This window comes from Streptosporangium sp. NPDC002607 (assembly GCF_053592655.1).
This window is the reverse complement of sequence record NZ_JBSFWD010000010.1, coordinates 153,173-177,411: the sequence shown is the minus strand read 5'-3', so window position 1 is coordinate 177,411 and position 24,239 is coordinate 153,173. Positions and strand designations below refer to the sequence as shown.

Annotated in this window: 20 protein-coding genes; 11 read left to right on the top strand and 9 right to left on the bottom strand. The window is 70.4% G+C overall.

Going from position 1 to position 24,239, the window contains the following annotated elements; translation table 11 throughout:
- Positions 1-18 precede the first annotated feature (18 nt).
- Together ACWD3H_RS14885 and ACWD3H_RS14880 are read right to left on the bottom strand one after the other, a co-directional pair.
- On the bottom strand, positions 19-960 hold the full coding sequence (locus tag ACWD3H_RS14885; protein ID WP_451955348.1) for a transglycosylase SLT domain-containing protein: 942 nt from the start codon (positions 958-960) through the stop codon (positions 19-21).
- Between the two features lie 147 nt (positions 961-1,107).
- Positions 1,108-2,796 carry a protein kinase domain-containing protein gene (locus ACWD3H_RS14880; protein WP_451955347.1) on the bottom strand — a complete coding sequence of 563 codons (1,689 nt, stop codon included), beginning with the start codon at positions 2,794-2,796 and terminating at the stop codon, positions 1,108-1,110.
- 394 nt (positions 2,797-3,190) lie between these two features.
- Between ACWD3H_RS14880 and ACWD3H_RS14875 the strand changes: the two genes are divergently transcribed.
- From ACWD3H_RS14875 to ACWD3H_RS14845, 7 genes are all read left to right on the top strand, one after another.
- Positions 3,191-4,210 (top strand): metallophosphoesterase family protein, encoded by a 1,020-nt coding sequence (locus ACWD3H_RS14875; RefSeq protein ID WP_451955346.1) that lies wholly within the window; start codon positions 3,191-3,193, stop codon positions 4,208-4,210.
- A gap of 125 nt (positions 4,211-4,335) precedes the next feature.
- A complete protein-coding gene (locus tag ACWD3H_RS14870) occupies positions 4,336-5,598 on the top strand; it encodes an ROK family transcriptional regulator (protein WP_350953592.1) in 1,263 nt (420 codons plus the stop codon).
- A complete protein-coding gene (locus ACWD3H_RS14865) occupies positions 5,595-6,524 on the top strand; it encodes a carbohydrate ABC transporter permease (RefSeq protein WP_355612715.1) in 930 nt (309 codons plus the stop codon). The genes ACWD3H_RS14870 and ACWD3H_RS14865 overlap by 4 nt, the downstream gene beginning before the upstream one ends.
- Entirely contained in the window at positions 6,517-7,323 is an 807-nt protein-coding gene (locus ACWD3H_RS14860) for a carbohydrate ABC transporter permease (RefSeq protein ID WP_355554401.1), read from the top strand. The genes ACWD3H_RS14865 and ACWD3H_RS14860 overlap by 8 nt, the downstream gene beginning before the upstream one ends.
- A gap of 12 nt (positions 7,324-7,335) precedes the next feature.
- Positions 7,336-8,598 (top strand): ABC transporter substrate-binding protein, encoded by a 1,263-nt coding sequence (locus ACWD3H_RS14855; protein WP_451955345.1) that lies wholly within the window; start codon positions 7,336-7,338, stop codon positions 8,596-8,598.
- A 28-nt stretch (positions 8,599-8,626) separates the two neighbouring features.
- On the top strand, positions 8,627-9,709 hold the full coding sequence (locus ACWD3H_RS14850; RefSeq protein WP_451955344.1) for a glycoside hydrolase family 15 protein: 1,083 nt from the start codon (positions 8,627-8,629) through the stop codon (positions 9,707-9,709).
- Positions 9,706-12,015, top strand: a complete 2,310-nt coding sequence (locus tag ACWD3H_RS14845; RefSeq protein WP_451955343.1) for a glycoside hydrolase family 31 protein — start codon at positions 9,706-9,708, stop codon at positions 12,013-12,015. The genes ACWD3H_RS14850 and ACWD3H_RS14845 overlap by 4 nt, the downstream gene beginning before the upstream one ends.
- A 75-nt stretch (positions 12,016-12,090) precedes the next feature.
- On the opposite strand, the gene ACWD3H_RS14840 is transcribed toward ACWD3H_RS14845, so the two are convergent.
- The 4 genes from ACWD3H_RS14840 to ACWD3H_RS14825 form a co-directional block, all read right to left on the bottom strand.
- On the bottom strand, positions 12,091-14,583 hold the full coding sequence (locus tag ACWD3H_RS14840) for an ATP-binding cassette domain-containing protein (RefSeq protein ID WP_451955342.1): 2,493 nt from the start codon (positions 14,581-14,583) through the stop codon (positions 12,091-12,093).
- A 71-nt stretch (positions 14,584-14,654) separates the two neighbouring features.
- Complete coding sequence (locus ACWD3H_RS14835) at positions 14,655-15,824, bottom strand: substrate-binding domain-containing protein (protein WP_355554411.1); 1,170 nt, start codon at positions 15,822-15,824, stop codon at positions 14,655-14,657.
- Between the two features lie 25 nt (positions 15,825-15,849).
- The gene (locus ACWD3H_RS14830; protein ID WP_355612735.1) at positions 15,850-16,896 is read right to left on the bottom strand and encodes an ABC transporter permease; all 1,047 of its coding nucleotides are present in this window, start codon (positions 16,894-16,896) and stop codon (positions 15,850-15,852) included.
- A gap of 29 nt (positions 16,897-16,925) precedes the next feature.
- Positions 16,926-17,681, bottom strand: coding sequence for an SDR family NAD(P)-dependent oxidoreductase (locus ACWD3H_RS14825; RefSeq protein WP_355612739.1), 756 nt, complete (start codon positions 17,679-17,681; stop codon positions 16,926-16,928).
- 153 nt (positions 17,682-17,834) lie between these two features.
- Between ACWD3H_RS14825 and ACWD3H_RS14820 the strand changes: the two genes are divergently transcribed.
- The 4 genes from ACWD3H_RS14820 (at position 17,835) to ACWD3H_RS14805 (ending at position 22,283) form a co-directional block, all read left to right on the top strand.
- Positions 17,835-18,698 (top strand): carbon-nitrogen hydrolase family protein, encoded by an 864-nt coding sequence (locus ACWD3H_RS14820; protein WP_451955341.1) that lies wholly within the window; start codon positions 17,835-17,837, stop codon positions 18,696-18,698.
- Between the two features lie 18 nt (positions 18,699-18,716).
- Positions 18,717-19,691, top strand: coding sequence for a cyclase family protein (locus tag ACWD3H_RS14815; protein WP_355554419.1), 975 nt, complete (start codon positions 18,717-18,719; stop codon positions 19,689-19,691).
- Positions 19,692-19,741: 50 nt separating this feature from the next.
- A complete protein-coding gene (locus tag ACWD3H_RS14810; RefSeq protein WP_355554421.1) occupies positions 19,742-21,436 on the top strand; it encodes a dihydroxy-acid dehydratase in 1,695 nt (564 codons plus the stop codon).
- A 127-nt stretch (positions 21,437-21,563) separates the two neighbouring features.
- Positions 21,564-22,283: a GntR family transcriptional regulator gene (locus tag ACWD3H_RS14805; protein ID WP_355554423.1), complete on the top strand. Its 720-nt coding sequence runs from the start codon at positions 21,564-21,566 to the stop codon at positions 22,281-22,283.
- Between the two features lie 13 nt (positions 22,284-22,296).
- Here the strand turns inward: ACWD3H_RS14805 and ACWD3H_RS14800 are convergent, their stop codons facing one another.
- From ACWD3H_RS14800 to ACWD3H_RS14790, 3 genes are all read right to left on the bottom strand, one after another.
- Positions 22,297-22,572, bottom strand: a complete 276-nt coding sequence (locus tag ACWD3H_RS14800; protein WP_451955340.1) for a winged helix-turn-helix transcriptional regulator — start codon at positions 22,570-22,572, stop codon at positions 22,297-22,299.
- A gap of 124 nt (positions 22,573-22,696) precedes the next feature.
- Entirely contained in the window at positions 22,697-23,071 is a 375-nt protein-coding gene (locus ACWD3H_RS14795) for a VOC family protein (RefSeq protein WP_451955339.1), read from the bottom strand.
- A gap of 24 nt (positions 23,072-23,095) precedes the next feature.
- On the bottom strand, positions 23,096-24,115 hold the full coding sequence (locus ACWD3H_RS14790; protein WP_451955338.1) for a sigma-70 family RNA polymerase sigma factor: 1,020 nt from the start codon (positions 24,113-24,115) through the stop codon (positions 23,096-23,098).
- Between the last annotated feature and the right edge of the window lie 124 nt (positions 24,116-24,239).

Sequence of the window (24,239 nt, the reverse complement as noted above, 5' to 3'; positions counted from 1 at the left end):
CCGGTGAGCACCCCCGGGTCAGGGACCGGTGAGGCGGCGGTCGCCGTCGGTGGTGACCACGTAGACCTGCCAGTTGTAGTACGCGTAGTAGTTCCTGATGTCCCGCTTGATCTGGCGGGCGTGCAGTTGCACCGCGTCGACGTACGCCCAGGAGTGGTTGTAGGCGTACAGCGCTCGCCGGTAGTCGCGCGGTGCTCCCGAGGCGCGCAGGTAGTTGGCCGCGGCGAGCAGGGCGTCGCGGGTGTCCTGGATGTCGCCGCCCATCCCGTAGGCGGCCCAGGTGCCCGGCATGAACTGCATGGGTCCCTTGGCGCCGGTGTGGCTCGGTGAGCGTACCCGGCCGAACTTGGTCTCGACGAACATCACCGCCGCCAGGATCTCCCAGTCGACGCCGAACCGGCGCTCGGCGTGCTTGAAGTGGCCGAGCAGGACATCGGCGGGCTTGGCCGGCTGGACGCGGAACTTCGCCGACCCGCTGATGGGGTGGACGAGGGAGAGCAGGTTCCGGATGGCCGTCACGTTGTCCTTCGCCTGCGCGGCCAGGGACTTCGACAGCCCGGCGTAGGTGCGGGAGGCGACCTCCGGATTGCGGGCGAGATAGCGGTAGACGCGCTGCTGTTGCAGGGCCAGCAGCACCACCGGCTCGGGGGGCTGCCCCTTGCCGGGGTCCCCGTCGCGGATCCAGTCGTCGGTGGTGCGCCGAAGCTCCGCGACGGTGCCGGTCAGGGAACGGGCCAGTTTCGCGGGGTCCTTGGGGATCGCCGCCTTCGGATCGGGCAGGGCGGGTCGCGACTCCGCCGACTGCTCCGGAGCAGGCTGTGCCGCTGTCCGACCTGGAGCTGTCTCGCTCGGAGCTGTCCGGCTCGGCGCGTTCGACGAGGCGGCACCAGACGAGGTGGCACCAGACGAGGCGGCGCAGCCGGAGGTCGCCACGGCCAGGCTGACGAGCGCCGCGGCCATCGGTCTCCACCGGCCGGTACGCGGGGCCGGCGGTACGGGCACCGCCCGCCCGCTCGGTCGGTGGCCACGAATCCCCGCGCGCTGATCACTCATCGGTCTCAACGTACCCGAGCGACGACCTTTCAGGGGCGACCGCCAGAACCGGAGCTACCAGAACACCCAGGGGCTTTCGCTGCCCCCGCCGAAGGCGGAGGTGCCGCTCCTGCGCCAGCGTTGCCGGACGTCGAGTTTCGCACCCACGCGCTGAGCGGTGATGGTGAACGGGCCGCAGGTGGCGACCGCGCCGTTGCCGGCCGGTGACAGACCGGTGCAGATCATGGGCGGGGACACGTTGGTATCGGCGTCGGTGTTGTACAGCTGGACATGTACGTCCGAGCGCACATCGGCGGCGCCCCGGATACGGCCGAGGAGATGGAAGACATCGCCGACCAGGGCCATGCACGGTGACATCTGCGTGCCGGTGCCGTCTCCGGTGGAGATCCATGCCCTACACCGCCACTGGGGTTTCGGCTGTTCGGAAGCGGGGGTGTCCGCCGGGCCCTCGACTGCCGGTGCGACCTCCGTCTTCGGCCGTGTGGGTTTCGGCAACGGCCTGGCGGTGACCTCGTCCTTCTTGGCGGGCTCAGCGGCGGTGATCGGCGGGGTATTGGGCACCGGCTTGGGCTTGGGCTTGGGTAGAGGGGACTCTTCCGAGGCGGAGGCGTCGGTTTGCGGGATCGGTGGTGTGTTCCGGGCCGTCATGGGGGGAGCCAGGGCGGCCGCGGTCGTGGAACGCTCTGCCGGCGCGGTGAGACCGGCCTCGCCGGCGGAGTTCACGACCAGGGCTACGGCGGCTGAGGCGGTCAGCGCGGTCGTGACCGCCGCCGCGCCGATCAGGCGCCGTCTGAGCCGTGATCGTGACTCGGGACGGGGACGAGGCGAGGTGGCGGCCATATCGGGGGCCACGTCGGGGGCCAGGGGTTCGCGGGTGATCGCGGGGTCGGCCGTCCGGCTGATCGGGGGAAGCGCGGGTAAGCCGGCCAGGGCCGGCACCAGGGCGTGTGCGGTCGCGGCCACGTGATCGATGGAGGGCCGCTGCGCCGGATCTTTCGCGACACAGGCGGTGATCATCGACCAGACGGCATCGGGCATCCCGGCCAGCCTGCGTGGGGCCGAGATCGCGTGCTGGCGCAACACGGCCATCGGATGGTCGCCGACGAAGGGCGGACGTCCGGCCAGCAGCTCGTACAGCACCAGGCCTGTCGCGTAGACGTCCACGGCAGGGGTGGCAGGTTGCCCATCGGCGACTTCGGGCGCCAGGTAGGAAGGGGTGCCGAGGATCAAGCTGGTCTGGGTCAGACCGGGGCCGTGCGCGAGACGCGCCACGCCGAAGTCGGTCAGCCGTGCCTGTCCGGCGGCATCGATCAGGACGTTCTCCGGTTTGACGTCACGGTGAACCACGCCGTGGGCGTGGGCGTGCGTCAGTGCGTCGGCGATCTGGCCGATCAGGCGTACGGCTTCGGCGGGAGGTAATGAGCCACGCTCACGCAGCAGCGCCCGTAGATCCTTGCCGTCGACGAGATCCATCACCAGGGCGAGCTGGTCGCCCCCCATTACGAAGTCGCGCATCGTGACAATGTGGGAATGGTGCAGCGCGCGCAGCACGTTGCGTTCCTGCACGAACCGCAGCACCAAACCGTCGTCGGAGCTGAGGTTCTTGTGGAGAGCCTTCACCGCCACAGGCTCGCCGGTGGCCACCGAGCGGGCTCTCCACACCGTGCCCATTCCCCCGGTGCCAATCTCTCCCAGCAGCTCGTACCGGCCGGCGAGTAGCGCCTCAAGACCGTCAGCCGTCACGCGTGCCCCCTTCGCCGCACCGGGCGAGCTATCAAATTAACGAATCCCTCGAAATAAAAGAAATGGCGATCTATTGCTGGATTCTCCCGTGGGACCAGCTCATCGGGCCGATCGATCCGCTCAAGGTGAACGGCGGCCCAGGTGACGCACTCTGCCGAGTAAAGATCATAGAGCGCGACGGCGCATAAACGAATACGGAGTTTCGCCTCTTGACCGGATACCCGAGAGCGCAAGGGGTCGAGGGCGAGGCCGCCGAGCCCCGCGGCGAAGCCGACGTTGCCGTCGTTGCGGCAATCTGTCCGGGAGGTCATGCCCGCCCATGGGAGTGCTTGAGAGTCGCACGCGGTGGATAATCCTTTGCACGCCGAATCGCTGCCCGCCTAGGCTCACAGGGGTGCGACGTACCGTCATCGTTGGTGACATCCACGGCTGCTTCGACGAACTGCTCGAACTGCTGGAGAAAGTCGACCTCCGCCCGGACGACCTGCTGGTCAGCGTCGGCGATCTGGTCGACCGCGGCCCGGCGCCCGGTGAGGTGGTCAGGCTTTTCCGCGAGCGTCCGAACTCGGTCGTGGTCATGGGCAACCACGAGAGGAAGCACGTGCGCGGGATCTTCTCCTACGCGCAGGAGATCACGCGCTTGCAGCTGGGCGACCGCTACGCCGAGACGGTCCACTGGATGCGGACGCTGCCGTACTACTTCGAGAACGAGCATGTCCGGGTCGTCCACGCCGCGATGCTGCCCGGAATTCCGCCGGCCGACCAGAAAGAGGAAATCCTCTGCGGCTCGACCAGCGGCCAACGAGAGCTCACCGCGCTGTTCCCGGACGGCCACTGGCACGACCACTACACCGACGTCAAGCCGGTCGTGTTCGGCCATCATGTGACCGGGCGTGAGCCGATGATCCGCGACGGCAGGATCTTCGGCCTGGACACCGGTGCCTGTCACGGCTGGAACCTGACCGCGCTGTGCGTGCCGGGATTCACGGTCCACTCGGTGGAGGCGCACGCGGATCACTGGTCGATCGCCAAGCGCCAGTGGCAGTTGCCCGTCCTGAAGACCAAGCCCTGGCATGACTTCACCTGGTCAGAGCTGGCTGAGGCGATCGTGCGATTCTCCTCGACGCCCGACGCCGCCGCGCGCGGCTGGCTGGAGACGGTCGAGAAGTGGGCCGCGGATCTGCGGTCGTCGTTTCCCGCCCTGGTGGCCGCGGCGCATCGCGTCGCCGACGGGCTCACCACGAACGAGCTGCGACGGCATCCCGCCGCGCAGTACCTGTTCCAGGCCCGTAACGGCCGGCTCGACCAGGCCGGCCTGGCCAGGCGGTGCTCGACCCCCCGCAGAACGATCGACATGGCGGCCGCGCTGGGGCTGGCCGTGCCCGAACCGCCCATCGGCCTGAAGGGGCCGTGACCACCTGCCCCAGGCCCCGGCCCGCACTCGCGGGCCGGGGCCTTTCGCGTGTTTCGGGGGCTTGACAGCGACGTTTCGGGCGGTCATATTTTCACCACTAACTTTACCTCTATAGAAAGTCCCTCATGGCAGGCACTGACCGCGGCGACCTCACCAGGACGGCGATCCTCGCCCTCCTCGGCACGGTCGGCCCGCTTAGCCGGACCGAGATAGCTCGGGAGCTCGACCTCAGCCCGGCGAGCGTCACGCAGCTGACGCGCGAGCTCATGGGCCACGGCATGCTGGAGGAACTCGACCTCAAGCCGTCGCGCGGCGGCCGGCCCGCCCAGCGGCTCGGCCTGGTGGGCAGCGCGGGCAGGGCGCTCGGCGTGAAGGTGACGGCCGACCACCTGGTGCTGGTGGACGTCAGGCTCGACGGTGAGGTGCTCGGCTCCTGGGAGCGTCCGTTCGACCCCGCCTCGCTCGACGCGCTCGGCGACCTGGCCGACGCGGTCGAGTCGGTGATGTCGGCGGCTCCAGCGGCCGGGCAGGCACCGCCCCTGCTGGGCATCGGTGTGGGCGTCCCGGGGAGCGTGGACGACCAGGCGGTGGGCACGGTCAACGCGCCCACCCTGGGCTGGCAGGCCATGCCGGTCGGCGAGCGGCTGCGCCGCCGCCTCAACCTGCCGGTGCTGGTCGAGAACGACGTGAACGCGCTGGCCGCGGCCGAGCGGCTGTACGGCAGGGGCCGGACGCACCGCGACTTCCTGGTGCTGACGATCGGCCGGGGCGTCGGCGCGGCGATCGTGGCCGACGGCCGGGTGTACCGGGGTGCCAGGGGCGGGGCCGGCGAGTTCGGTCACCTCCCCGTCGATCCCTCGGGGCCGGTGTGCGGGTGCGGCGCCCGGGGGTGCCTCGAAGCCTTCGTCGGCTCCGCGGGGCTCCTCGCGGCGGCCCGCGCCAAGCGCGACGGCGGCCGGCAGGACGAGACGGACCCCCTCGGCGCCGTGGCCGCTCTGGGGCGGGCCGCGGCGGGCGGGGACCGGGCGGCACTGGCCGTGTTCGCCGAGGCCGGGGCGATCCTCGGCCGGGCCACCGCCGGGCTGATCAACGTGGTGGACCCCGAGGTCGTCGTCCTGCTCGGCGAGGGGACGGCCGACTGGCCGCTCTGGCAGGCCGGGTTCGACCGGGCCGTGCGGGCGCAGCTGTATCCCGGGCGGCGCGACATCTCGATCGAGGTGGAGAGCTGGGACGACACCAGCTGGGCCCAGGGCGCCGCCGCGCTGGTGCTGGCCACGCCGTTCGACGCCGCCGGAGCCGCCGGGGAACAGGGCCGCCTGGTCAGGGCCCGCCTCATCGAGGGCGGCCTGGTGAGCGCCCGCCGTACGAGTAAGGGAGCGATCGCATGACCCTCATCGCGGCCCGGCCGGAGGCCGGGCCCGCGCACGTGCGGCGGGCGCCGAGACGGCGGCTGCGGTACGCGGCCACCGTGGCGGTGTTCCTGCTGCCCAGTCTCGTCCCGCTGATCCTTTACACGCTGATCCCGATGATCTGGTCGTTCTGGACGAGCCTCCACGAATGGGACCTCATCACCGAGATGCGCTGGGTGGGCCTCGGCAACTACGCCGAGCTGATCGGGGACCCCCAGACCAGGGCGGCCTTCCTGCACACCCTGTACTTCATCGCCGGCTACCTGCCGCTGGTCTACCTGGGCGGGCTCGGGCTGGCCGTGCTGCTGAACCGGGCGATGGCCGGGCGGAGCCTGCTGCGCGGCGTGTACTTCCTGCCGGTCATCACCAGCTGGGTCGTCGTCGCGCTGATGTGGAAGTGGCTGCTCAACCCCGCCAGCGGGATCGTGAACTGGGCACTGGGCCTTTTCGGGATCAGCGGGCCCGGCTGGTGGACCGATCCAGGCTGGGCGATGCCGTCGGTCATCCTCGCCTCGGCCTGGAAGGACCTCGGCTTCGTGATGATCATCCTGCTGGCGGGCCTGCAGGCGATCCCGAAGGAGTACCAGGAGGCCGCCATGGTCGACGGCGCCACCGCGCTGCGCCGGTTCCGGCACATCACGCTGCCGCTGCTCTCCCCCTCGACGTTCTTCGTCATCGTGATCTCGCTGATCAACGGCTTCCAGGTGTTCGACCAGGTGAAGATCATGACGGGCGGCGGGCCGGCCGGCGCGACGCAGGTCGTCGTGTCGCAGATCTACGACCTCACCTTCCGGTACGGCAGGGCGGGCGCGGCCTCGGCGCTGTCGTGGCTGCTGTTCGCCGTCGTGCTGCTGGTGACCATCGTCCAGATCCGGGGCCAGAAGCGGTGGGTGACCTATGGGTAAGGCGATCCGCTACCTGCTGGTGTGGCTGGGCGCGCTGGTGATGCTGTTCCCGTTCGCGTGGGCCGTGATCACCTCGATCACGCCGAGCGACGCGGTGCTGGCCGTGCCGCCCGACTTCACCCCCGACAACGCGAGCCTGGACGCGTACGGCAAGCTCCTGGAGACCCTGCCGTTCTGGCGGATCGTGGCCAACAGCGCCTGGATCGGGGCCGCCTCGACCGCGTTGCAACTCGTCACCAGCGCGATGGCGGCCTACGCGTTCGCCAGGCTGCCGTTCCCCGGCAGGGGCGCGCTGTTCGCGGTCTACCTGGCGACGCTGATGATGCCGCTGCCGGTGCTGGTCGTGCCCCTGTTCATCGAGATGCGCACGTTCAACCTGGTCGACACCTACTTCGCGCTGCTCGCGCCGACCATCGCCTCGGCGTTCGGGGTGTTCCTGCTCCGGCAGGCGATCAACCAGGTGCCGAAGGAGTTCGACGAGGCGGCCGTGCTGGACGGCGCCGGGCATTTCCGGATTTTTGTGTATGTCGTGCTGCCGCTGATCAGGCCCGCCCTGGCGACCTTCGCCATCTTCGGGTTCATGGCCAGCTGGAACAGCTACCTCTGGCCACTGATCATCATCAAGTCGCCCGAGTTCATGACGCTCCCGCTGGGGCTGGCCACGCTGCACGGCCAGTTCACCACCGAGTGGGACGTGGTGATGGCCGGTTCGGTGATCAGCGTCGTCCCCATTCTCATCCTGTACGTCTTCGCGCAGAAGCACGTCATCGCCAGCGTCGCTCAGTCCGGGCTCAAGTAAAGGAATCCCCCCATGCACACCAGGAAGTTCCAGATGGCCGCCGTGCTGACGGCCGCGTTGCTCGCCTCCGGATGCTCGCAGGGCTCGGCGACGAGGACCTCGTCGGGTGAGGACGGCAAGACGACGCTGCGCTACTTCACCTTCTCGGCGGCGCCGGACCACCTGAAGGACCTCGACAAGATCGTCGCCGCGTTCGAGCGGGAGAACCCGAAGATCGACGTGGTCGTGGAGACCGCGCCCTACGAGGAGTACTTCACCAAGCTCCAGACCAGCATCGCGGGCGGCACCGCGCCCGACACCTTCGAGCTCAACTACGAGAACTTCGTCACCTACGCCAGCGCCGGTTCGCTGCTCGACCTCGGCTCGGTCGCGGGCGACGGCGACCCGTCGGTGTACGCGCAGGAGTCGCTGAACGCCTTCAAGCGCGACGGCAAGCAGTACGCGCTGCCCGCCTCCTTCTCCACGGTCGTGCTCTTCTACAACAAGGACCTGTTCGAGAAGGCCGGGGTGGACGTCCCGACCGCAGACTGGACCTGGGCCGAGGAGCAGGCCGCGGCGGCGAAGCTGACCGACAAGAAGAAGGGCGTGTTCGGCGACTTCCAGCCGGTGCAGTTCTTCGAGTTCTACAAGACGCTCAAGCAGGCGGGCGGCGAGTTCCTGACGGCCGACGGCAAGAAGTCGGCCTTCAACAGCCCGCAGGGCGTCAAGGCGGCGCAGTGGCTGGTGTCCAAGGTGGGCAAGACCATGCCGACCGAGGCCGAGATCGGCGGCACCGCCGACTACGACACCAACCTCTTCAAGTCCGGCAAGCTCGCGATGTGGCACAACGGCATCTGGCAGTTCGCCGGGCTGAAGGACGTGCCGTTCGAGTGGGACGTGGTCGTCGAGCCCGGTGACGCCGCCCAGGCCAGCGCGGTCTTCCACAACGCCGTCGCCGCGTCCTCCACCACCAAGCACGGCAAGGAGGCCTGGGCCTGGGCCCGCTTCCTGTCATCCTCGGGCACCGCGGCCACCACCCGCATCGAGTCGTCGTGGGAGCTGCCACCCGTCTCCGACCAGGCGGTGCTGTCGGGCTACCTCAAGGACCCGAAGCCGGCCAACCGCCAGGCCGTGTTCGACGCGCTCAAGTCGATCGCGCTGCCGCCGGTCATCAAGCGCCAGCAGGAGATGCAGGACGCCGTGACCAAGGAGCTGAGCGAGGCCGCGGCCGGCCGCAAGCCGGTGCCCGACGCGCTCAAGGCCGCCGCCGCAGCGGTCGACGCCCTGCTCGGCTAGTTTCCCTACTTCCAGGAGATACGTTCTCGTGACCCTCGTGTCGCACAGCCTCGACGTGATCAAGAGGTTCCAGTCCCACACCGGCGCGTACCCGGCGTCGCCCACCTTCTCCGCCTACCGCGGCTACTCGTGGCTGCGTGACGGCGCGTTCATCGCCGAGGGGGTGAGCCGACACGGCGACGTGGCCGGGGCGGACGCCTTCCACGCCTGGAGTGCCGGAGTGCTCGGCGACCGCGCCGGCCAGGTCGACGCGCTCGTCGCCCGCGCGGCCCGCGGCGAGCGCGTCTCGCCGGCGGAGATGCTGCCCACCAGGTTCACCCTGGACGGCGTCGACGGCGATGACGAATGGTGGGACTTCCAGCTCGACGGTTACGGCGCCTGGCTGTGGGCGCTGCGCGAGCACTCCCGCCGGCACGGCAGGGCGGTTCCCGGTGTCGAGAAGGGCGTCAGGACCGCGGTCAGGTACCTGGCGGCGTTCTGGCAGCTGCCCTGCTACGACTGGTGGGAGGAGCACGTCGAGCAGCGGCACGTGGCGACGCTCGGTTCCGTCCACGCCGGCCTGCGGGCGGCCCTGGCCCTCGGTGTCCTCAGCGGCCCCGAGGCGGAGGCCGCCGCCGAGGCCGTGGCGGGCATCGCCGCGCTGGTCGCGGCCGAAGGCGTCGTCGAGGGCCGCCTGACGAAGTGGCTGGGCACCGACGCGGTGGACGCGAGCCTGCTGGCCTGCGTCGAGCCGTTCGGGCTCTACCCGGCCGACCACCCGGTGGGCGCCGCGACGGTGGCCGAGGTGGAGCGGCAACTGGCCAGGGACGGCGGCGTGTTCCGGTACCTCGCCGACACCTTCTACGGCGGCGGCCGGTGGGTGCTGCTCGCCGGGTTCCTCGGCTGGAACCACGCGCGGGCGGGCCGGACGGCCGAGGCCACCCGGTACCTCGACTGGATGGCGGCCCAGGCGACCCCCGAGGGCGATCTGCCCGAGCAGGTGTCGGACGTGCTGCTGGCTCCCGAACGACACGACGAGTGGGTGGCTCGGTGGGGCACGGTCGCCACGCCCCTGCTGTGGTCGCACGGGATGTACCTGATTCTCGCCGACGAGCTGGGGGTGCGGGCATGATCCGGCATCGTCCGTACGGGTCCGGGCATCCGTACGCCACGACCGAGGACCAGCGCGTGCCGGCTCTGCCGCTCGACGGCGAGACGGTGGAGCTGCGGGTGCGCGCGTCGGCGAAGGTGACGGCGGTGGTCTGCGAGTGGCTGGTGGACCACACCACCCGGGTCGAGCTCCCGCTCAGCCGCGCGGACGGCTCGACCGCGCGACCGGGCGTCCCCTCCGCCGCCCCGAGCGGCGGCGGCGCGGTCATCGACGGAGGGCATCTGGCCGCCGCGCAGGCCCGGGCCGCGCGAGCGGCGTCCGGGTCGTGGGTGGTGACGACACCCGTGCTGCGCAGCGGGCATCACTACTCCTACCGGTTCGTGGCGGCGCTGGACGGCGGAGGAAGCCGGCGCGGCAAGTGGTTCGAGGTGACGGCGGCGACCTGGTCGGAGACCGGCGGGGTGCTCCACGTGCGCGGAAGCGACCGGGTCGTACCCGGCAGCGTCCGATGGCTGGGCGACGGCGAAGGCGTGCGGCGGGTCCGGTTCGAGCTGGCCCTGGCCGAGGGCGAGCACGTGGTGGGCTTCGGCGAGCGCTTCGACGCCGTGGACCAGCGCGGACGCGAGCTCGACGCGGTGGTGTTCGAGCAGTACAAGACGCAGGGCGCGCACGGCCGCACGTACCTGCCGATGCCGTTCGCCCTGGTGGTGGGCGGCGAGGAGAGCTGGGGGCTGCACATCGAGACATCCCGGCGCACCTGGTACGACGTGGGCGCGAGCACGCCCGGCCGGCTCCGGGTCGAGGCCGAGGTCGGGCCCGACGCCGAGCCGACCCTGCGCGTCTACGACAGCGCGTCCCTGGCGACGGCTTCCGGTCCGACCTCCGACGGCGCGCCCCGGGTGACCCCCGGTGACGTGCTGCACGCCTTCCTCGACGACGTCGGGCGGCCCAGCGAGCTGCCCTCCTGGGTGTTCCGGCTCTGGGCCAGCGGCAACGAGTGGAACACCCAGCGGCGCGTGCTGGCCGAGCTGGACCGGCACCGCGAGCACGGCATCCCCGTCGGCGCCGTGGTGATCGAGGCGTGGAGCGACGAGAGCACGTTCACCGCGTTCAGGGGTGCCGAGTACGAGCCGTCGGAGGAACCGCACCGGCTCGCCGACTACACCTTCCCGGCCGACGGGCCGTGGCCGGACCCCAAGGGCATGGTGGACGAGCTCCACGAACGTGACGTCAAGGTGCTGCTCTGGCAGATCCCGCTGCAGAAGACGCGCCCGCACCCGAGGCACCAGGCCGCCGTCGACGCCAGGCAGCTGGTCGAGCGCGGGTACGGCGTGCGGGAGGCCGACGGCAGGCCGTACCGCAACCGCGGCTGGTGGTTCCCGCTCGCGCTGATGCCCGACCTGTCGTCGCAGGAGGTGCGCGACTGGTGGACGGCCAAGCGCGCCTACCTGGTCGAGGAGGTCGGGATCGACGGTTTCAAGACCGACGGCGGCGAGCACGCCTGGGGGCACGACCTGCGCTACGCCGACGGGCGGCGCGGCGCGGACGGCAACGGCCTGTTCCCCGTGCACTACGCCCGTGCCTTCGGCGATCTGCTGCGCCGGCACGGCAGGGCTCCGGTGACGTTCAGCCGGGCCGGGTTCGCCGGGTCGCAGCCCCACGGCGCGTTCTGGGCGGGGGACGAGGACTCCACCTGGGAGGCCTTCCGCTCCTCGATCAGGGCCGGGATCACCGCGTCCGCCTGCGGGATCGTCTACTGGGGGTGGGACCTGGCCGGCTTCTCCGGCGAGGTGCCGAGCGCGGAGCTCTACCTCAGGGCGGCCGGGGCGGCGGCGTTCATGCCGATCATGCAGTATCACTCGGAGTTCAACCACCACCGCACGCCCAGCAGGGACCGCACGCCGTGGAACATCGCCGCCCAGACCGGCGACGAGCGGGTCGTGCCGGTGTTCAGGCGGCTGGTCGAGATCCGCGAGAGGCTCGTGCCGTACCTCGCCGAGCAGGCTCGCGAGGCGGTCGGCGGGGCCGCGCCGCTAATGCGCGGGCTCTTCTTCGACCACCCCCGCGACCCGCGGGTGTGGGACTTCCCGCTGCAGTACAAGCTCGGGGACGCGCTGCTCGTCGCCCCGGTCACCGCACCGGATATTTCGGAAATATCGGTGTACCTCCCTGAGGGGGAGTGGGTCGACGTCTGGACCGGCACGGTCCTCGGCGGCTCGCGGGAGGTGACGCTGCCCGCCCCCGTCGACCGGCCTCCCGTGCTCTGTGCGGCGGAACGCTGGCCGGGCCTCTCCTCCGTGTTCGAATCCGCTGTGCTCGAACCCTGAGAGGAGCACCCCCCGTGATCCGTTGAGGAACGCCCACGGACGATGCCCGCTCCCGGAGTGCGGCGACAACGATGCCTAGGCCCGCGCCGTGCGGGCCTGGGAGTAGACGGCCGTCGCCGCCAGGGCCATCAGGCCGAGCATCCAGTACTGCCACGACTGGGAGAGGCCGAGGAAGACCGTGGCGTTCTGGATGACCTGCAGGAGGATGACGCCGAACAGGACGCCGACGAAGCTGCCCCGGCCGCCGAAGATCGAGGCCCCGCCGAGCACGACCGCGGTGATGCCGGCCATCGTGTAGCTGACGCCGGCGGTCGGGTCGCCCACGCCGATCTGCGCCATCAGCAGCAGGGCGCCGACCACGGTGAACAGCGCGCTGGCCAGGTAGACCACGAGGTGGACGCGGGCCACCGGGATGCCGCGCTTTCGCGCCGCCTGCTCGGACGAGCCGGCCCCGCGCAGCCGGAGCCCCGTCATGGAGCGCCTGGACATCACCTCCAGCGCGACGAGGACACCGGCCCCGACGATCACCGCGTACGGGATGGGGCCGATGCGCGCGCCGAGCGCCTCGGTGACGGAGGTGGAGATCGATCCTCCGGGCGAGTCCCGCATGACCAGGGAGAGTCCCTGGAGCGCGGTGTAGGTCACCAGCGTCGCGACCACCGGGGTCACCCGGGCGAATCTCACCAGCATGCCGTTGGTCAGTCCCACGCCGGTCGCCGCGAGGACCATCAGCAGGAAGCCCAGGGCCCACCATCCGGCGCCGTACCCGTCGAGGACGTAGAACGACGCGATGACCACGAGGGTCCCGCTCAGCGGGCCGACCGACAGGTCGATGCCTCCGGTGAGCATGACGATGAGCTGGCCCGCGGCGAGGAAGAGCACGGGGGCCAGCAGCCCCAGCATGCTGGCGATGTTGAACTCGGACAGGAAGCGGTCGCTCCGGGTCGCGCTCACCGCGGCCAGCAGCACGATCGCGACGGCGAGGAACGCGCTGGGCGCCTGCTCGCTGGAGAGCAGCCTGCGGAACCCGCCGAGCAGGCCGGTGCCCCGGGCCCGCTCGGTGGTCTCGGCGCTCCGCGCCGAGGTCGCGGCGGTGAGGGACGCCTCGGTGATGGCGTGCTCGGAGATCTGGTCCCCGATCAGCTCGCGGACGACCTCCCCCCGGGAGAAGACCAGCACCCGGTCGCAGAGCCCGGCGAGCTCGACGTTGTCGGAGCTGAGCACCACCACCGGTGTCCCCGAGTCGGCGGTGGAGCGGAGCCGGTGGTAGATATCGGAGCGGACGCCGACGTCGATGCCCTGGGTGGGCTCGTCGCAGAGCAGCACTTTGGGCGCGGAGAGCAGTGACCGGCCGAGTACCACCTTCTGCTGGTTGCCGCCGGACAGGTGGTCGACGGCGGAGTCGGGTGAGGCCACCTTGATGCCGAGTTTCCTGATCTCCTCGGCCACGATCGCGTTCTCCGCCGAGCCCCGTACCACTCCGGCGACCGCGGTCCTGCCGGTGGCGGCGACGCCCAGGTTCTCCTTGACCGACAGTACGGTGGCGACGCCCTCGACGTGCCGTTCCTGGGGCATGAGCACCACCCCGGCCCGCCGGGTCCGGCGGGGGCTGCCGAGTTCGACGGTCCGGCCGTCGACGGTGACGGCGCCACCGGTGACCGGGTCGGCTCCGCCCAGCGCGCGGATGAACTCGCGCTGCCCGTTGCCCTCCACCCCGGCGAGGCCGAGGACCTCGTTGCGGGCCAGCGTGGTGGTGATCCCGCGGAGCCGGTCCGAGCGCAGGTCACGGACCTCCATCACGACGTCGCCGACCGAGGAGGGGCGCGGCGGGAACAGCGCGTCGATCTCCCGTCCCGCGATGCGGGTGACGATCTCCTCCTCGGTCACCTCCGAGGCGAGGAAGGTGCCGCGGATCTGCCCGTCGCGCAGCACGGTGAGACGGTCGGACAGGGCCATCACGTCGGGCAGCCGGTGGCTGATGTAGACCACCGCCATCCCGTCGGCGGCGAGCTTCCTGATCTGCTCGAACAGCCTCTCGATCTCGGCCACCATGAACGGTTCGGTGGGCTCGTCGAGGATCAGGACGCCGGGTTCGCAGGCGAGGGCTCCGCAGATCTCGACGGCCTGCTTCTCGGCGAGGGTCAACCGGCCGGCCGCGGCGGCCGGGGCGATGTCCATCCCCATGGGCAGCAGCTTTTCCCTGGCCCAGTCCTGGGCGTCGCCGAAGGACGGGCGGAGCCGTTTCGGCACGCTCAGCAGGAGGTTCTCGGTGACCGTGAGATCGGGGAGAAGCGCCGGATGCTGGAAGGCGATGGCCAGGCCCTGCTCCCGGGCGGCGATCGGGGACGACTGCCGCATCGGCGAGCCCGAGATCTCGACGGTGCCCGCGTCGGGCGCCAGCGCACCGGAGGCCACCGCCATGAGCGTGGACTTTCCGGCGCCGTTCCCGCCGACCAGGGCGTGTACCTCGCCCGGGTGCGCCTGGAAATCGACCCCGTCGAGCGCGACCACGCCGGGGAAGCGTTTGGTCACTCCACGGAGAACCAGTCCAGCGGTCGATTCGACCATGCGAAGGATCACTCCTTACTCCGGCTCAGTGCGTTCCGCCGGGCGCGTGCCCGGCGGAAGACGACAAGTGATCAGCTGTAGGCCTGCTTGAGCTGCTCCGGCGTGAGCTCGGAGGACAGGATCGCGCTGGCGGGAAGGGAGGGGTCGCACTTGGGGAGCTTCGACTTGTCGAGCGTGTTCTCGAAGATCGGGATGTTGATGATCTCCGGCTCGTCGTTCTTGATCCCCTGGTGCGCGGCGACGGCCTTGCGCAGCGCGAGACGGATGATCCAGGTACGCGAGGACACGGTCACGGTCTGGAAGTTCGGCTGCTTGCCCGAGTTGTCCTTCCAGGCGCAGGCGAAGCCGTTGAGGTCGTTGGCGGTCCACAGCGGCAGCGGCCGGCCGGCCTGCAGGAAGGCGCGGATGCCACCGAGGGAGGCGTCACCGGAGTCGGTGATCACACCGTCGATGGTCGGGTACTTGGTGAGCAGCCCGGACACGACCTTCTGCATCTGGGCGGGGTTCCAGTTGGTGTCGATCGGCTTGCCCGGGTCGTTCAGCAGCTTGACGGCCGAGCAGCCGGCGTTCTCCTTGAGCTCCTTCTCGATGCCGACCAGCTCGGTGAGGCTCTGGGTGTTGCCCGGCGTACCGCCGAGGAAGACCACGTTGCCGCCCTTGGTGCCGAGCGCCTCGCACATCCAGCGGGTCCAGGTCACGCCGTCGTTGACCGTGTTGTGGCCGACGAACGTCGTGTAGTCCGTGCCCGGCTTGCCGCCGGGGTTGGCCGTCCACGGCACCACCTGGACGCCCGCCTTGTACGCCTCACGCAGGGTGGGCAGCAGCGCCTCGCCGGCGTCGGGGAAGACCACCAGGGCCTCCACACCCTGGGCGACCAGGGCCTTGACGTCGCTGATCGCCTTCTGCGGGTTGTTCTGGCCGTCGGCGTACGGCAGCACGGTGATGTTGGGACACTTGCTCGCCTCGTCCTCGAACTCGGCGCGAGCCGTCTTGCGGAAGGCGTTGTCGCCGGTGCCGTCGGCCAGGGCGACCTTCACCGGCTTGGTGCCGCAGAAGTCCGCCATGGGGCGGAGGGCGGAGACGTCTCCGGTCCGGGCCGCGTCGTTGTAGACGGCCTCGACACCGCCGTTCGCGGCGGCCGGTTCACCGGGGCCACCGGCGCAGCCCGCCGCGCCGAGGGCGGCGAGGGCCAGGACGGCGACCGACTGACGGGCCCGCAGGCGGGTTTTGGTGAGGGGCATTGTGATCTCCTGTTGGGGGAGGCCTCTAGGGCGAGGACAGCGTGGAAGCGGGTTCGAGGGAGCGGCTTCGCAGCCGCGCGCGGACGGAGCTCCAGGGCACTCCGCGGGCCACCACGCTGAGCGCGAGCACGCCGGCCTGGACCAGGAGCTGGGTGGCGGTGGACGCGCCGGCGGCGAGGACCACCTGGTTCAGCTGGGTGAGGAACAGCGCGGCGACGGCGGTGGCGGCCAGGTTGGTGATGCCGCCGGACAGCAGGCTGCCGCCGAGGACGACGGCCGCGATGGTGGGGAGCAGGTAGGTGTCGCCGAGCAGGATGTCCGGGGTGCGCAGGTAGCCGGCCAGCAGGATTCCGGCCAGCGAGTAGCAGATTCCGGCCACCACGTAGGCGCCCACCTCGTAGGAGCCGGTGGGCAGGCCGAGCAGCCGGGCCGCGGGCCGTCCGGCGCCGACCGCGATGAAGCGCCGGCCGAGCACCGTGTGCCGGATGCCCCAGTGCGCGAGGCCGATCACCACGACCGCGACCAGCAGCAGGTTGGGGATACCGGCCACCGAGCCGACCGCGAACGCGCTCAGCGCGGGACCGGCCGACGCGGGGAAGCCCTTGGAGACCTGCAGGACCACACCGATGAGGATCGAGTTCACCGCCAGCGAGGCCACGAACGCCGCGATGGAGAGCCGGACCACGGCGATGCCGATGACCAGTCCGCCCAGCGCGCCCGCGACCAGCCCGAGCGCGACGGCCGCCCAGACCGGGACGCCCGACACCGCGGGCAGCTTGGTGGCCAGCACCGCGGCCAGCGCCATCCCGCCGGGCACCGACAGGTCGATGCCGCCGTGCGAGACGACGAGGGTCTGCCCGAGCGCGGCGATCGCCATCACCGCCGCGAACGGCAGCATCGACAGCACGGCGGATCCGGACAGGCTGCCGGGTGAGATCAGCGGGCTGACGGCGAAGAGCAGCAGCGTGATCAGCCAGATCGAGGAGAACCGGCCGCCTTTGAGGCGGCGCAGGTCGAGCAGCCCACCAGGACCGGCGCGCTCCGCCGGAGGCAAGGTCGTATGCCGAGACATTTTCCGAGTCCCTTCCTGGAAATCCGTGCTCAGATGGCGGTGTAGCCGCCGTCGACGGCCACGTCCGCGCCGGTCATGAAGCCGGCGGCGGAGCTCAGCAGGAAGGCGACCACCTTGGCCACCTCGTGCGGATCCGCCAGGCGCGCGATCGGATGGCCGGCGATGAGGCTCTGCCGGGCGGATTCGGGATCGGGCTGGGACCGCAGGTAGGTGGCCAGCTGCTCGGTGGCCACCGAGCCGGGGCTGACCACGTTGCACCGGATTCCCGAGGCGGCGTAGTCGACGGCGATCTGGCGGGAAAGCTGCAGCACCGCTCCCTTGGAGGCGCAGTACGCGGGCTGGTTGGGCAGGCCGACCGTCCCGGAGATCGAGGAGAGGTTGACGATCGCCCCGGGGGTCCGCTGGGCGAGCATCGCGGTCACCACGTGCTTGCACAGCAGGAAGGTCCCGGTCGCGTTGATGGTCATGACCCGGTTCCAGTCGTCAAGAGTGGTGTCGACCAGCGGTTTCGCCACGATCGTGGCGGCGCAGTTCACCAGCCCGTCGATCCGGCCCCACCGGTCGACGGCGACCCGTACCGCATGGGCGACCGCCTCCTCGTCGGTGACGTCCAGCCCGTGTGCCACGGCGTCGGCACCGTCGGCGCGGAGTTCGGCCGCGAGCCGCTCGACGAGCTCGACCCGCTGATCCGTGAGCAGGACGGACGCGCCGGCCGCCGCGCATTCGCGGGCCGTCGCGGCGCCGATCCCGCCTCCGGCGCCACTGAGGATCACTACTTCCGGCACGACTCAATCCCTCTCAAGCACAATGTCCGATTTGGTCGGCCAGACTGGCATGCAGCACGCTGCATGTCAATGATGAAGGCTGCGTTGACGTGCAACATGTTGCATGCCACTCTGGGGCGTATTCAACTCACGGCGGACCCAAGGGGTGGCACTTTGCCCGGCGCAGATACCGAAACCGGCATCCGGATCGGCGTGGCTCAGGTCGGCGTCGACCGAACCGATGTGGCGGCGAACGTCGATCGGGTCGTCGACACCCTGCGAGAGGGTGCCGCGACCGGGCAGCAACTGGTGGTCTTCCCGGAATGCGTGCTCACCGGGTACCTGCTCGGCTCCCGGGCCGAGACGCACGCCGCCGCGATCAGCGCGGGGGACCCGAGGATCGGCCGCATCGTGGACGCCTGCCGCGAGTACTCCACCCACGCGGTGGTGGGCCTGCTGGAGAAGGCGGACGAACGCGTCCACAACACGGCCCTGGTGCTCGGACCCACCGGGATCATCGGCAGGTACCGCAAGCAGCACCTGCCCTACCTGGGCGCGGACCGGTTCGTCGACCCGGGCACCGACGCGGCGCCACGGGTGGTCGACACCCCCTTCGGCCGGGTCGGCGTGATGATCTGCTTCGACCTGCGCTTCCCCGAATCCGCCCGCGAGCTCGGGCTGCAGGGCGCCGACGTCATCGCGATGCCCACCAACTGGCCGGAGGGAGCGGACATCCTCGCCGACCACATGGTCCGCGTGCGCGCCCTGGAGAACCTGGTCCATCTCGCGGTCGCGGACCGCGCCGACTCCGAGTCCGGAACCCGCTTCATCGGCAGGAGCCAGATCATCGCCCCCTCCGGGACGGTGCTGGTGGACGCGGGGGAGAAGGAAGGGCTGTTCGGGGCGGCGATCGACGTCCGGGAATCCCGGGCGAAGAGGCTGATCATCAGGCCGGGCGAGTTCGAGCTCCCGGTGTTCTCCGGGCGGCGCCCCGAGATGTACGGCGAGATCACCCGTCCGGTGACCCCGGACCGGTAACAGGAAGGCGGACACCACATGTGCGGGCCGGCACTCATCAGCGAGGCGACCAGGAACAAGATCGCGGCGTACTGCGCGAAGTTCCGCGAGGTCACCCGTAGCCCATTCGGTCCCGACGACGAGATCGGCATGCTGAACCTGCTCACCCCCGAGGCGTCACGTGAGGTGCTGCGGCGGGCGGACGGCGGCAGCGTCATCGACCTGTCGGTCGACTACTTCGTCGGGATGCCCTCGTGGACCAAGGCCGGCGACCCGGGCTTCCAGCAGTGGATGACGCACACGCCCGCCGGCACCGTCCTGGACGACATCACCGGAATGGGCCGCGCGCAGAACGAGCTGGTCTCCTACTCGGGTGACGCGATCTCGATGTACACCCACTGCGGGACGCACATCGACACCCTCAACCACTTCGGGTACAACGGCCGGATCTGGAACGGGTTCTCCGCCGAGGAGCACATCACCTCCCGGCACTGGACCAAGTGCGGCGCCGACAAGATCCCTCCCATCATCGCCCGCGGGGTCCTGTTCGACATCGCCGCGCTGCACGACGTCGACGTGCTCCCGGACAATCACGGGATCGGCGCGGACGACCTGCGCGAGGCCATGCGACGCCAGAACGTCGAGTTCCGGCCGGGTGACGTGGCGCTGGTGCGTACCGGCCGGATGCGCGCGTGGCCGAAGATCGACGCCTACATCGACAACAGCCCCGGCCTGAACCTGGAAGGGGCGCGGTTCCTCGCCCACCTGGGCGCGTCGGTCATCGGCGGCGACACCCTCGCCCTGGAGCAGATGCCCGCCGCGGACGAGGAGAACTGGCAGGTCGTCCACACCTATCTGCTGGGGGAGGCGGGCATCCCCATCATGGAGGTGGTCGACTGCGAGCAGATCTCGGCCGAGCGGCTCTACGAGTTCGCCTTCGTGGCCGCCGCCATGAAACTGCGCGGCGCGACCGGCGCCCCGATGCGCCCGCTGGCCATGCCGCTCCGCCCCTGACGCGGCCCCATTCTTCCCTGATCGGATTGACCCCCGGAGGCATTACCACCATGCACGCCAAACCCACTGAATCGGTCATCGACCGGAGTCGTACGTCCTACGGTGATGACGGTTTCAGCAAATATCTCCGGCGTGCTTTCCTGGCCTCCAGCGGGTACGACGACGAGGCGCTGGACCGGCCGATCATCGGCATCGCGGTGACCAACTCCGACTACAACACCTGCCACCGCGACATGCCCGCGCTGCTGGCGGCGGTCAGGCGCGGGGTCCTGGAGGCCGGCGGCCTGCCCATGGAGTTCCCCACCATCTCGCTCGGGGAGATCCTGACCTCCCCGACGACGATGCTGTTCCGCAACCTGCTCGCGATGGACACCGAGGAGATGATCCGCGCCCTCCCGATGGACGCCGCGGTGCTGCTCGGCGGGTGTGACAAGACCGTGCCGGCCCAGCTCATGGCCGCGGCCTCCTCGGACAAGCCGGTACTGCTCGAGGTCGTCGGCCCGATGATGACCGGCAGCTGGCGGGGTGAGCGGCTCGGAGCCTGCACCGACTGCCGGCGCTTCTGGGGCAGGCACCGGGGCGGGGAACTCGACCAGGCCGAGATCACCAGTGTGCGCAACGAGCTCGTGACGACCGCGGGCACCTGCGCGGTGATGGGAACCGCCTCCACCATGGCCTGCGTCACCGAGACCCTCGGCATGATGCTGCCGGGCGGCGCGACGCCCCCGGCCGCCACCGGTGCCCGGCTCAGGCACGGCGCCGAGACCGGCCGCCGCGCCGTCGAGCTCGCCCGGTCGGGCGGCCCGGTGCCCAAGGAGATCATGACCCCCGCGGCGTTCCGCAACGCCATCCGGGTGCTCTCGGCGATGAGCGGCTCGACGAACGCGCTGATCCACCTGCTCGCCGTGGCCCGGCGGGCCGGCGTGGAGCTCGAACTCAGGGACTTCGACGTGATCGGTGCCGAGGTGCCGTTCCTGGTCGACTGCAAGCCCGCGGGCTCGGGGTACCTGGAGGACTTCCACCGTTCCGGAGGGCTTCCCGCGCTGCTGAAGGTCCTCGAACCGCTGCTCGAACCGGAGACCGTCGGGGTCTCCGGGGACAGCCTGAAATCGCTGCTCGCCGAGACCCCCGCGCGGGAGGACTGGCAGACGACGATCCGCCCCCTGGAGGACCCGCTCGGACCCGCGGGGAGCCTGGCCGTGCTCCGGGGCACGCTGGCCCCGGGGGGAGCGGTCATCAAGACCGCCGCCGCGAGCCCCCACCTGATGAACCACACCGGCCCCGCCCTGGTCGTCGACTCGGCGCAGGAGGCGCAGCGGATCCTGGACGACCCGGATCTGGACGTCACCCCGGACCACGTACTGGTGCTGCGCAACGCGGGCCCGATCGCCGCGGGCATGCCCGAGGCCGGTGCCCTGCCCATCCCGGCCAAGCTGGCCCGCGCCGGGATCCGGGACATGGTGCGGGTCTCCGACGCGCGGATGAGCGGCACCTCCTACGGCACCGTGGTGCTGCACTGCGACCCGGAGAGCGCCGCCGGGGGGCCGATCGCGCTCGTCCGCAACGGCGATCTCATCAGGCTGGACGTCGAGGCGCGACGGCTCGATCTGCTGGTCGACGAGGACGAGCTTGAGCGCCGCCGGGCGGACTTCACCCCGCCCGAGCTGCCCGAGCGAGGCTGGCGGCGACTGTACGCGCAGACGGTTCTCCCCGCGGGTGAGGGCGCCGATCTGTCGTTCCTCTGATCCCGCAGAGCGGTAATGCTGCATGTTGCATGCTGCACTACTGTGCGCGTGGTACCGTTTTTGCCCAACCAGGGGCGCCTGATCATTCAGTCGGGCGCCGGACCGATCCCCCCGGGAGTCTTGTCGGATGGAACAGATTTCGGTGGACCAGGCATCGCTGACGGCCCGGACCTTCGAGGTGGTTCGCCGTGCCATCATCACCGGCGAGCTGGCTCCCGGGACGCTGCACTCCGTGGTGGGGATAGCGGCCCAGCTCGGCGTGTCCAGAACCCCGGTCAGGGAGGCCCTGCTCCAGCTGGCCACGCACGGAGTCGTCAGATTCGAGCGCAGCCGCGGTGTCCGGATCCTCCAGATGACCACGCGTGACATCGAGGAGATCTACTCGCTCCGCTTCCTGCTGGAGGTCCCCTCGGTGTACCGTGCGGCGACCATGATGGACGAGGTCCAGATGGCACTGGTCGCCACGGCCCTGGAGAAGATGCGCCAGGCGGGCGAGGCCGGGGACGAGCGCCTCTTCCAGGAGGAGGACGTGAAGTTCCACCAGCTCATCCTGGAATCGGCGGGCAACGCACGGGTGACCCAGTCCGTCGCGACGACCCGCGCCCAGATGTCCGCCCGGGGCCTGTCCACCACCCAGACGCGGACTCTCGCCGACATCTGGCGGGTCCACGAGCGCATCCTCGACAACATCCGGGCCCGTGACAACCAGGGCGCCGCGCAGGCCATGCACGACCACCTGCTGGAGACCACCCGCCTGCTGCTGACCCAGTCCACCGGCGACCCGCGGACCGGCGCCGACTTCGAACCCCCGACCCTCCCCACCTTCCCACACCAGGACCGCACGTAGCCTTTCGTGCGATCTATCCCAGCGGTGACGGGCCGGGTGCGGAGTCGTGCGCGTCGCGGGCTTCGAGAAGCGAGGGGAGGTGATCCCCGCTCCAGGCGCGTGCGGCCGCGATAAGGGTCAGCAGACTGCGTCCCAGTGCGGTCAGCTCGTACTCGACCCGGGGTGGGTTCTCGTCGTACGCGGTGCGGGTGACCAGACCGTCGCGCTCCATCGCCCGCAGGGTCTGGGTGAGCACTTTCGGGGTGATGCCGCGCAGCGGTTCCCATACGCGGCCAGATCGGAGTGACATGAGCGGCATCGTCATCTTCGGGGCGCGCACATCCGGTGCTCCGTTGTTCTGCCCCTGGTCAGAGTGGGGTTGGCTAAGGATCCAAGAAGCCGGACACGGTCGCCGCGGCGCGTCATCGCCTGAGTTATCCGGCGCTTTCTTGGAGGTACTGGGTCAGGTTGACCATGTTTCCGTCAGGGTCGTGGATGTGGGCCACACGTTCTCCCCAGGGCATGTCGGTCGACGGGCCGAGCACCCGTCCGCCGGCCGACTCGACCCGGTCCAGCAGACCGTCGACGTCGTCGACCTGCACGCGCAGCAGGATCCGCTGCGGGGCGGACAGGTCGGTCGCCGCCTCGTTGACCAGTCCGAGTTCCGAGTCGCCCAGCTTCAGGTTCACGAAGAAGGTGGGCCCGTCGTCGGGGAAGCGGCTCACCTCCACCGCGCCGAGCAGGCGCTCGTAGAAGGTTCGCAGTCGATCCAGGTCGGATGTGATGATGATGGGCTGGACAGTCGTCATGTCCGCTCCTCCGGTCTGCTGTGACTAGCCGTCCATGGTGATACGCCGTGGCGTCACGAAACTCATCGGTGTGCGGGAGGACTCGGCCGGAGCGCCGAAAAGCGGGATCAGCCGGTCGGCGTCCAGGTATGTGGTGATGCCGCTGATCAGCCCCTCGGACACGTCCAGGAGGACCAGTCCGAAGGGAACGTGAACGCCGTCGGGGCCGGGTCTGGTCTGCCAGAACGCCGGCGAGCCGTTCGCCGCGGCCGGGACGAGGCGCGCGCCCGCGCAGGACGCGTTCGGGTCCAGCAGCGCCTGCTCGATCCGGTCGCGGCCGCGAAGCCACCAGGTGAAGGGAGGCATCGACATCGTCGCGTCCTCGTGCAGCAGGGCGACGAGCGCGGTGATGTCGTGACGCTCGAACGCGCTGCAATAGCGGGCGAGCAGTTCGCGCTGGCCCGGGTCGGACGGCCGGAGCGGCTCACCGGGCATGACGTCAACCGTCTTGAGCGTCGACCTTGCCCGCTGCAACGCGCTGGTCACCGACGCGACGGTGGTTTCCAGGAGGTTCGCGACCTCCCCGGCCTTCCACCGCAACACGTCGCGCAGGATCAGCACCACCCGCTGCCGGGGCGGCAGGTGCTGCAGCGCGGCGACGAATGCCAGCCGGATCGTCTCCCGCCGCACGGCCAGCTCTTCCGGATCGCCGTCCATCGGCAGCACGAGACCGTCTGGAACCGGCTGGATCCAGATCCGCTCCGAGACCGGCTCACCGATGCTCGGCCCGCCGTCCGCGGCCCGGCTGAGATCCATGGCCAAGGCCCGGCGTTGCGTGCTGCGCAGCATGTCGAGGCAGATGTTGGTGGCGATGCCGTAGAGCCAGGTACGCAGCGACGCCCGTCGCTCGTCGTAGCGGTCGAACGCCCGCCAGGCACGCAGCAGCGTTTCCTGCACCGCGTCTTCGGCCTCGAAACCGGAGCCGAGCAACCGGTAGCAGTAACCGGTCAGTTCGGCCCGGAACGGCTCCAGCCGGGAACCTGCACCGGTCAGTGTCTCCGCCATCCCCCGACCATATGCGCCGTCACCGACACATCACGCGGGGGAGACCGCGACGCGGTTCTCCCGGTAGTTCCCGAAGCCGGTGACGGCGGCCGTCCGCGTGACAGGGGCCGTGGAGGTGACTCGC